This window comes from Actinotalea ferrariae (genome assembly GCF_019733465.1).
In the GTDB taxonomy this organism is placed as follows: Bacteria; Actinomycetota; Actinomycetes; order Actinomycetales; family Cellulomonadaceae; genus Actinotalea; species Actinotalea ferrariae_A.
Genome location: NZ_JACVQL010000170.1, coordinates 24588 through 33678, shown reverse-complemented (window position 1 = coordinate 33678; position 9091 = coordinate 24588). Strand labels below are relative to the sequence as shown.

General features: G+C 70.4%; 9 protein-coding genes. 2 read left to right on the top strand and 7 right to left on the bottom strand.

All coding sequences use genetic code 11. The features are described from left to right. Nucleotides 1–103 precede the first annotated feature (103 nt). The gene (locus ICW40_RS13655) at nt 104–1282 is read left to right on the top strand and encodes an IS481 family transposase (RefSeq protein ID WP_221654564.1); all 1179 of its coding nucleotides are present in this window, start codon (nt 104–106) and stop codon (nt 1280–1282) included. A 207-nt stretch (nt 1283–1489) separates the two neighbouring features. Here ICW40_RS13655 and ICW40_RS13650 read toward each other — a convergent pair whose 3' ends face one another. From ICW40_RS13650 to ICW40_RS13635, 4 genes are all read right to left on the bottom strand, one after another. Next, complete coding sequence (locus tag ICW40_RS13650) at nt 1490–2611, bottom strand: tyrosine-type recombinase/integrase (RefSeq protein ID WP_308121798.1); 1122 nt, start codon at nt 2609–2611, stop codon at nt 1490–1492. A 17-nt stretch (nt 2612–2628) separates the two neighbouring features. Beyond that, nucleotides 2629–2847: a helix-turn-helix domain-containing protein gene (locus ICW40_RS13645; RefSeq protein ID WP_221654562.1), complete on the bottom strand. Its 219-nt coding sequence runs from the start codon at nt 2845–2847 to the stop codon at nt 2629–2631. A gap of 143 nt (nt 2848–2990) precedes the next feature. Beyond that, on the bottom strand, nt 2991–4361 hold the full coding sequence (locus ICW40_RS21610) for a hypothetical protein (RefSeq protein ID WP_221654561.1): 1371 nt from the start codon (nt 4359–4361) through the stop codon (nt 2991–2993). Continuing rightward, nucleotides 4358–4786: a hypothetical protein gene (locus tag ICW40_RS13635; RefSeq protein WP_221654560.1), complete on the bottom strand. Its 429-nt coding sequence runs from the start codon at nt 4784–4786 to the stop codon at nt 4358–4360. Before ICW40_RS13635 ends, ICW40_RS21610 begins: the two co-directional genes overlap by 4 nt. A 166-nt stretch (nt 4787–4952) precedes the next feature. On the opposite strand from ICW40_RS13635, the gene ICW40_RS13630 reads away from it, so the two are divergent. Continuing rightward, nucleotides 4953–5249, top strand: a complete 297-nt coding sequence (locus ICW40_RS13630) for a hypothetical protein (RefSeq protein WP_221654559.1) — start codon at nt 4953–4955, stop codon at nt 5247–5249. Nucleotides 5250–5424: 175 nt separating this feature from the next. Here the strand turns inward: ICW40_RS13630 and ICW40_RS13625 are convergent, their stop codons facing one another. From ICW40_RS13625 to ICW40_RS13615, 3 genes are read right to left on the bottom strand one after another with little or no spacing between them, the layout of a single operon-like run. After that, nucleotides 5425–7692, bottom strand: a complete 2268-nt coding sequence (locus ICW40_RS13625; protein ID WP_221654569.1) for a heavy metal translocating P-type ATPase — start codon at nt 7690–7692, stop codon at nt 5425–5427. Between the two features lie 42 nt (nt 7693–7734). Next, complete coding sequence (locus ICW40_RS13620) at nt 7735–8664, bottom strand: heavy-metal-associated domain-containing protein (RefSeq protein ID WP_221654558.1); 930 nt, start codon at nt 8662–8664, stop codon at nt 7735–7737. Continuing rightward, a complete protein-coding gene (locus ICW40_RS13615; RefSeq protein WP_221654557.1) occupies nt 8664–8873 on the bottom strand; it encodes a heavy-metal-associated domain-containing protein in 210 nt (69 codons plus the stop codon). The genes ICW40_RS13620 and ICW40_RS13615 overlap by 1 nt, the downstream gene beginning before the upstream one ends. Between the last annotated feature and the right edge of the window lie 218 nt (nt 8874–9091).

The window sequence follows — 9091 nt, the reverse complement described above, 5'->3', positions numbered from 1 at the left end:
TGTAGTACTTCGGCTGATCCTGGACGTTTGGTCTTCGGCTGATCGTTGACGGTGTTTCGGCTGATGCTTGACACCTGTGTCGGCTGATGTTTGACGCTCGCTCATGAGGGAGCTGAGCGTGGCCGAGCAGAGGTACAAGGCGGTGCTCGCGGTCATCGGCGATGGCCGGTCGATCACCGAGGTCGCGGCGTCGTGGGGCATCTCGCGTCAGACGCTGCATACGTGGTTGTTGCGGTGGGAGCAGGGCGGCCTGGAGGCGTTGGCGGACCGTTCGCACCGTCCGGCCAGCTGCCCGCACCAGCTCGATCCTCGGGTCGAGGTCGAGGTGTTGGAGGCGCGGCGGGCCCATCCGGGGTGGGGTCCGCGGCGGATCGTCCACGAGCTGGGTCGGCGCGGGCTGGTGGTCTCACAGTCGGGCGTCTATCGGGCGTTGCGTCGGGCGGGGCTGATCGAGCCGGGTGGTCGGCGTCGACGCGCCGAGCACTGGCGGCGCTGGGAGCGCGGCGCGGCGATGGAGCTGTGGCAGATGGACACCGTCGGTGCGATCGCGTTGGCGGACGGGACCAGCTGCAAGTGCCTGACCGGTATCGATGATCACTCGCGGTTCTGCGTGGTCGCGACGCTGATGACTCGAGAGCGCACGCAGCGGGTCTGTGACGCGTTCACCGCGGCGTTGGAGCGCTACGGCTGCCCCGAGCAGGTCCTGACGGACAACGGGAAGGTGTTCACCGGGCGGTTCAACCATCCGCCGACCGAGGTGCTGTTCGACGCGATCTGCCGGCGCAACGGGATCGAGCACCTGCTGACCCAGCCTCGCTCGCCGACGACCACGGGCAAGATCGAGCGGTTCCACCGCACGATGCGCGCCGAGCTGCTCAGCGGCACGCTGTTCGCCGACCTGGCCACCGCGCAGCGCGAGGTCGACGCCTGGGTCGAGCACTACAACTGCGACCGGCCTCACCAGTCGCTGGGCATGGCCACGCCCGCCGCCCGGTTCACGACCGCCGCCCGCCGGGAGCCGGTCGCGGTCCCGGACCGCTCGGGCCCGGACTGGGTGGCCCGCAAGGTCGCGACCAACGGGGTCGTCTGCGTGTCCTGGCAGCAGGTCTCGGTCGGGATCCACCGCGCCGGCGAACGCTGCGACGTCCTCGTCGGCCCCGACACCCTGCAGTTCTGGATCGGCAACGAGCTCCTGCGCACCGTCGCCCGCACCAGCACCGGCCCCGTCCGCAACAAGCGAGCCCTAGGAGGTTCCCTGACCAAGACCCGCAAGCGAGACTGAACCAGAGCGTCAAGCATCACCCGAAGCAGAAACGTCAACCATCAGGCGAAGCCGGACAGGCGCACAGAGTGTTTGCGCAGGTCAGCGCCCTTCAGGATGCAAGGGATGCAAGCGCTCCGGGCACGAATCGGCACATCGGGTCCGTATCGGGTCCCAGCGCTTTCCGGAGCCCTTGCGCGGAATGCGCCGACGGCCCCGAGCGAGACCTCACTGAGCGGCGCCATCAGTCTTCTCTCCGGACCGTTCGCCGCCGGCTGCCGAGTCGTCCTGCCAGGTCGGCATCCGTGCCATCGCCAGCCAGGGCGCGTCGGAGAACATGTGCCCATAGAGGTCCATCGTCATCGTCGCGGACGCGTGGCCGAGGATCGTTTGGACAGCCTTGAGGTCGGCGCCTGAGGCGATGAGCAAGGTCGCCGCTGTGTGGCGAAGGTCGTGGATAGTCGTGCCGGCGAGCCCGGCTGCGGCCGTCGTCTGGTGCCACTTGGCGCGGTGCCGAAAGTTCGTGTTCGTCCAGATGACGCCGGTAGGGCTCGGGAAGAGGTAATCGCCCGGCGCTGCCTGGGCGACTCGGTCGACGACGTACCGCTCGACCGCGACGGGCACGGGCACGGTCCGGGTTCGGTGTGTCTTGGTAGACCCGATCACCGCCGCGTGGGTCTGCTTGGACTGGGGCGCGGCTCGGTGCACGCGGACGCCGAGACCATGCTGGGTCTGGATGACGTCGTCCACGCGGAGTGCAGCCATCTCGGAGAAGCGGCAACCGGACAGACCCAGGAACAGCACGACCGGCCGGCAGGTCGCTGGCGTGGTGTCTGCAAGACGCTTCAGTTCCTCGGCGCGCAACCAGTGCGGCTCGCGCTTGGTGCGGCCGCGTGGAAGCTCGACGTCACGAGCGACGTTCTCGCCCAGCCGGCGATCACGTATCGCGTGATCAAGCACGAGTCGGATCACCGAGAGCACTCGGCGTCGAGTCGCGGTCGCGAGTCCGCGCGCGGTCAACTCAGTGAGCAGACGCTCAACGTCGAGCGGGGCGATGGAGCCGATCGGTACGCGACCGAGCGCGGGAAGGATGTAGGCGTCCAGCAGGAACCGGGTGGTCTCTTGGCTACGCATCGCGAGGTGCTGCCGAGACTGCTGCCAGTCCTCGGCGATCTTGTCGAAAGCGACCCTGCCGCGAGCTGGGTCGATCCAGGTGCCTTCCCGCAACCGAGCGATCTGGTCGGCCTCCCACTGCCTTGCATCGGTTCGTCGATCAAACGACCGCTGCGCGACGATGCGGCCCTTGAAGTAGACCCGGGCGCGCCATTGGACCGAGCCCGAGTCCAGCACTCGTCGGACTACGGCCATCAGCGCCGCCGAGGCGGTGGTGCGTCGCTCTCTACCCACGACTTTGGCAACAGGATCACGTTGCCGAGGCGCCGGCACGGGATCTGTTCCGTCTCGGCCAGGTGGTAGAGGGTGCGCTGGGGGATGCCGAGAACGGCGGCAGCTTCCTTCACCCGGTAGAACCGGCGCGCGGGTTCCGGGCGCGTGCCTCGGGTCCCGTCCAGTGGCTGGATAGCCATGAGGTCCTCCCTAGATGGTGGTGGGGCCGAGGGGCAAGGGCGCCCGGTGCGCCAAGTCGATCGGAGCTCGCCTCGAGTCGCGGTGGCCACGGGTGCGCCGACCCGACCGCGACGAAGCGCACGTCACGGGTCGGGTTCGATGCTCATGGCGTGCTCCTCTCAAGCGGTGTGCGGGTCAGGACGTGGGCGGTCTCCGTGCGCTGGTGGGCGGCGGCGATGGCCTGTTCGACGGGGGTGTAGCGCAGGTCGGCGTGACCGGCGGCGGCTGACCACAGGTGCGTGGTGATCTGCCATCGAGCGGGTGGGGCCACGGTCGTGGTGCCGGTGACGTGGGCGCTGATCAGGGCGGGGTCGGTGCCGAGCTGGTCACTGGTCAGGTGCCGGGCCTGGATCCGGACGTGACCGGCTGCGGCGAGCCAGCCGAATGCCTCGCCTGCAGTGGTGGCGATCTCCTCGGTCGCGTGGATGGCGGCCAGGAGTAGGCCGGTGGTCCGCGGGTCGGCTTGTCGGCTCCCGTCCAGGGGTGCGATCCGGGCGAGCAGGTCCCGTACGGCAAGGACGTCGGCGCGGATGTGCGGGTCGGCGGGTCCGGGGGCTTGGTACTCGGCGAGGTCGGTGCGCAGGTCCCGCCACGCCGCCGCGCGGCTGAGCAGGGCGGCGGTGTCTTCGGGGCGGACCGGCGGGTTGCGGGTGAGGTTGGCGCCGCGGGCGGTGGCGGTGTGGGCGTGGATCGCCAGGCCGGCGGTGGCAAGGTCGGACAGGGTCGCGACGGAGTAATCGGGGTGGGTACGCAGGGCCCAGGTCGCCTGGCGGAGCCGGTGGATCAGGTCGCCGGCGTGCAGCACGGGGTCGTCGGTGCGGACGGGTTCGCCGACCAGCCGCAGCCCGTCCAGCGCCCGTGAGACCGCCCCGCCCGGGTGGCGGGTCAGGTGGGCGGCGTGGGAGCGGTTGGTGTCCAGGCCCGGCAGCGTCCGGCTGACCTCGACCTTGCGCAGGCCGGCCTGCAGGCTCCGCAGTCCCAGGGTGGACTCGGCGGCCAGGAGAGTGTCCAGGTGCCCCGCGACCCGGATCAGGGCGCCGTCGCGCGCCGCCGGGTCACCGATGATGGCTGCGTCGGGGGAGCGTTGCCGGCCCCACGCGTCGAGGTGGACCGCAAGCAGGTCGGACGCCCCGCGCAGCTGCAGGGCGGCCTGGGCCCAGGCCCGGTCGGACATCTGCAGGCTGGTGGGATGGGGCCGGTCGGCGCCGACGAGGTCGCGGAGCCCGTCGACCATCGCCAGGGCATGGTCAACGACGGGCTCGAGGCGGGTGGTGGGGCTGATCCCGGCCAGGCGGGACGGACCGATCAGCGCCCGGGTGTGCGTCTCGATCGCGTCCAGGACCGCGTGGAAGTCCTGCAGGGCGGTCCGGGCGTCGTCAGCCCGGTCGAACGGGCGCTGGCGAACCTGCAGGGCGCCGGTGGTCACGTGCTGGCCGGCGGTGGTGATCAGGTCGGCGTAGGTGACCCCGGTCACCGGGCACCGGCCACACTCAGATGAACCCGTGCGGCGAACAGCAGCGACGTCATGCCCGCCAACCACCGGGCGTCCGGGCCGGTCAGGTCCTCGGCGAGCAGCTCGTCCGCCCGGCAGATCACCGCCGAGAGAAGTCCCGCGACGACCGCCCGCCCGGCGGCCGCGTGTGCCAGGCCGGGCAGCGGGCCCAGGTCCGCGGCGACCGCCTCTGCGACGGCACCAAAATGGCGGGTCGCGACGTCGTCGCACGCGGCACGCAGCTCCTCACCGAGCCAGATCAGGTCCAGGCCCTCGGCGAACGACGTGACCTGCACCAGCGCCCCGACCGCGCGCTGCGCGGTGAACAACACCGACCACAGCCCACCCCACCCCGACCCTGCGGCGGCGTCTAGAGCGCTGGCCGCCGGCCACGCGATCGTGTCCATCCCGTCCTCCTCGTCCCGCGCTGCCCGCACTGCTGGCCTTCTGGGGTCGGAAGGTTGGATCCCCATACACGTACAGGTGCGCGAGGACGACCAACATGAAGGGCCACCCCGAGAGGGCCGCCCGGAACGTGCTGGCGCCCCGACGTGGAGTCGTCTACAGGTGGAGGTGGGCGAGGATCTGGAGGCGTTCCTCCGCGCCCAGGAGGTGCTCGGACCGCACGTCAACGCCCACCAACACCAGGCCATCCGCAACGCCCGTCCGATCCCATCCGGGGGACGTCAGACCGCCGCGAAGTCGCCGATCGAGGTCACCGCCTGGATCGTGTGGGCCCTCGACGGCCTCGAGCTCGTGGACACCACCGCCCAAGCCTGGGCCGACGGCGACGTCCTCGTCGCCATCAATGACGTCCGCCTCCCCGTCCTCGGGGTGTGGCTCGCAGCGCAGGACGTACGAAGGCGCTGACCGCCCCGAGAGGCCGGCCGCGAAGGTCCTCCGAACATGGCCCCCCGCCATGCCCAGGCCAGCCTCGGCCGGTCGGCGTGCACGGTCACGAGAGCCCTTTGGGCGTGCCCTTCATCGGCGTGACGCTCATGTGGCTGGACGGGGAGGCCCTCGAAGGCGCAGTCGGGTAGACGGCTCAGATCGCGGTGCTGCGGAAGCTGCGCAGGCGCAGGCTGTTGCCGACGACGAAGACGCTGGAGAACGCCATCGCCGCGCCGGCGAGCATCGGGTTGAGCATCCCGAGAGCTGCGACCGGGATGGCGGCGACGTTGTAGGCGAAAGCCCAGAACAGGTTGGTCCTGATCGTGCCGAGGGTGCGGCGCGAGAGCCGGATCGCATCGGGTGCACTGCGCAGGTCGCCGCGCACCAGGGTGATGTCGGAGGCCTCGATTGCGACGTCGGTGCCAGTGCCCATCGCCAGGCCGAGGTCGGCCTGGGCGAGAGCAGGGGCGTCGTTGACGCCGTCACCGACCATCGCCACAACCTTGCCCTGGGACTGCAGGCGGGTCACGACGTCGACCTTGTCCTTGGGCAGGACCTCGGCGACGACCTCGTCGATGCCGACCTCGGCGGCAATCTGGCGTGCGACCGCCTCGTTGTCGCCAGTGAGGAGCACAGGGGTTAGACCGAGTTCCTTGAGCTGGGCGATCGCCTGGGCGCTGGTCGGCTTGACGGTGTCCGCCACCACGAGCAAGCCCCGGGAGTGACCGTCCCAGCCGACCGCGACGACGGTCTTGCCCTGCGTCTCGGCGCGGGTCTTGGCTTCGACGAGCCCGTCGCTGAGGTACTGCGACCACTCGGCGAGCAGGGACGGGCGTCCTACGAGCACAGCGTGTCCCTCGACGACGCCCTGCACACCCATGCCATCGACGTTGGCAAAGTCCTCGGGCGTGGGGAGGGTGCCGATCTCCTGCGTGGCGCCCTTGGCGATCGCCTGCGCGATCGGGTGCTCAGAAGCGTCCTCGAGGGCACCGGCCAGGCGCAGGAGCTCGACGCGGTCGGTACCCGGCTCGACGACGACGTCGACGAGAGTCATCTTCCCGGTGGTCACAGTTCCCGTCTTGTCCAGCACGACGGTGTCGACTGTGCGGGTCGATTCCAGCACTTCGGGGCCCTTGATGAGGATGCCCATCTGCGCGCCCCGACCGGTGCCGACAAGCAGGGCGGTCGGGGTGGCCAGACCAAGGGCGCAGGGGCAGGCGATCACGAGTACGGCGACGGCGGCGGTGAAGGCCGCGGTGACCGGGAAGCCGGCCCCCAGCCAGGCGCCGAGCGCGGCGACCGCGATTGCGATGACGATCGGGACGAACACGCCGGAGATGCGGTCGGCCAGGCGCTGAACCTCGGCCTTGCCGGTCTGGGCGTCCTCGACGAGCTTGGCCATCTGCGCGAGCTGGGTGTCCGAACCGACGCGGGTGGCCCGCAGGACCAGGCGTCCGCCGGCGTTGACGGTGGCGCCGGTGACGGTGTCGCCCTCGGCAACCTCCACAGGGACCGACTCGCCGGTCAGCATGGAAGCGTCGACGGCGGAGGTGCCGGAGACCACGATGCCGTCGGTAGCGATCTTCTCCCCGGGCCGCACGACGAACTCGGCGCCAACAGTGAGGTCCTCTACCGCGATCTTCGTCTCGACGCCGTTGCGCAGGACCGAGACCTCCTTGGCGCCGAGCTCGAGCAGCGCGCGAAGTGCTGCGCCGGCCTGGCGCTTCGAGCGCTTCTCGAAGTATCGGCCGGCGAGGATGAACATCGTGACCCCGGCTGCCACCTCGAAGTAGATGTTGGCGGCGCCGTCGGACGGAGCGAGCGCGAACTCGAACGGGTGGGTCATCCCAGGCGTGCCGGCGGTGCCGAAGAAGAGCGCGTACAGCGACCACAGGAACGCCGCGCCGGTGCCCAGCGAAACGAGCGTGTCCATCGTTGCGGCGCCGTGCTTGAGGTTCGTCCACGCCGCCTTGTGGAACGGCCACGCCGCCCACACGATCACGGGTGCAGCCAGCGCGAGCGAGGCCCACTGCCAGTACGTGAACTGCATGGCCGGGATCATCGCCATCGCGATGACCGGCACCGACAGGGTCACGGCGCCGACGAGCCGGTGATGCAAGGAGGTGAGCTCTCGATCCTCGGCCCGGTCGCCCGGTGCCGTGTCGGCGCCCGCGTGGGGCTCCTTGGGCGCGGGCAGCGCCGCCGTGTAGCCGGTCTTCTCGACCTCGGCGATGAGCTGCGCGGGGTCGTACCCCTCCGGGACGGTGACCTTCGCCTTCTCGGTGGCGTAGTTGACCGTCGCAGCGACCCCGTCGAGCTTGTTCAGCTTCTTCTCGATCCGCATCGCGCAGGAGGCGCACGTCATCCCGCCGATCTCGAGCTCGACGCTCGTCCCCGTGGACGGGGGCGCTGTGGTGCTCATCAGCACATTCCTCTCAGCTCGTCCGCGAAGCCGACCCGTGGGTCAGTGCTCGTTGGAGTCCATGTCGTTCATCTGGTCGCTCGTGCCGTCGCCGGGGGCGGCGTCCAGGACGAACTGCGCGGTGTGGACCTGTCCGTCTACCTGGAAGTCCAGGTAGAGCAGGTAGCGGCCCGAGGTCGGCGCCTGGGTCGCGAACGTGATCGACGGGCCAGCGACGTCGCCCGGCTGCGGCTCGCTCCCCTCGGCGTGCACGTGCAGGTAGCCGAGGTCGCCCTCGCGAAGCGCGACCAGGTGCCCGAACGCACCGAGGTAGGGCTGGAGCGTCGTGACGGGCTCTCCGTCGCGCGCAATGGAGATCGTCAGCTCGGCCGTCGACCCAGCGATGAGGTCGCCGGCGATCGACACCTGGAAGCCGTCGACGGTGTGGGTGGTCACCAGCTCGTGCGACTGCGCAGGCGTGAAGGGCCCGCTGACCTCGAGCGTGCGGCTCAGCGTGACCTTGGTGCCTTCCTCGTCCCCGGGCACGAAGTCCGCGAACACCCGGTAGGACCCTGGCGCGTCCCAGACCCAGGGCAGCGACCACGTGCCGGTCGAGCGGTCCAGCTCAGGGTGCACGTGCCGGTATTGGCTGCCGTCCGAGCGGACCACGATCAGGTGCAGGTCCTTGTCGTGCGATGTCGCGAACGCGGTGAGCGGGCCGCCCGTGTCGTCGAGGATCTGGAAGGAAATCTCGCCCTGCTGGTCGACCTCGCCCGGCGCTGCGACCGGTGAGAGCGCGAAGCCGTCCTGGGCGAGACCCAGTCCGCGAAGCGCGTCTGTGGCCGCCGAGGTCCCGCCGTGCTCCTGCGCGGTCGAGGCCTGCCAGGCTGCCGCGGCGTCATCCGGCGCGACCACCGTCGCGACCGCGAACGCGCCGCCGAAGACCAGCACCAGCCCCGCCCCGTAGGCCGAGAGGCGCCCTGCCGCGTTCATCAGGCTCGCACCGCCGAGTACCCCGCCTCGTCGACGGCCGCGAGTACCGCCGCGTCGTCGACCGGGCCAGAGCCGGTGACGACTAGCGTGCCCGTCTGCGCGCTGACCTCGATGCCCGTGACGTTCGGCACCTGGGCAACCTCCTTGCGGACTGACATCTCGCAGTGCCCGCAAGTCATCCCGGTCACCTGGAACTCAGTCGTGGTCATGGTCGACTCCCCTGGTACGCGATACCCCCGGTGGGTATCCACGGCGCTAAACGCTATACCCCCCGCGGGTATTTCCCGAACGTGCGAGTCAGTCGAGGCCGCAGTCACCGATCCCGCCGGCATCGCCTCCGTCGTGCCCTTCTCGCCGCCGATCACCGACGACGGCGTGTACACGGCGACGCTGCACACGACCACGCCAGGCGTCTACCGGGTGCTCA

Coding starts and splice junctions, on each gene's coding strand:
- ICW40_RS13655 (WP_221654564.1), top strand. CDS start 104: ATGAGGGAGCTGAGCGTGGCCGAGCAGAGGTACAAGGCGGTGCTCGCG.
- ICW40_RS13645 (WP_221654562.1), bottom strand. CDS start 2,847: ATGGCTATCCAGCCACTGGACGGGACCCGAGGCACGCGCCCGGAACCC.
- ICW40_RS13635 (WP_221654560.1), bottom strand. CDS start 4,786: ATGGACACGATCGCGTGGCCGGCGGCCAGCGCTCTAGACGCCGCCGCA.
- ICW40_RS13625 (WP_221654569.1), bottom strand. CDS start 7,692: ATGAGCACCACAGCGCCCCCGTCCACGGGGACGAGCGTCGAGCTCGAG.
- ICW40_RS13620 (WP_221654558.1), bottom strand. CDS start 8,664: ATGAACGCGGCAGGGCGCCTCTCGGCCTACGGGGCGGGGCTGGTGCTG.
- ICW40_RS13615 (WP_221654557.1), bottom strand. CDS start 8,873: ATGACCACGACTGAGTTCCAGGTGACCGGGATGACTTGCGGGCACTGC.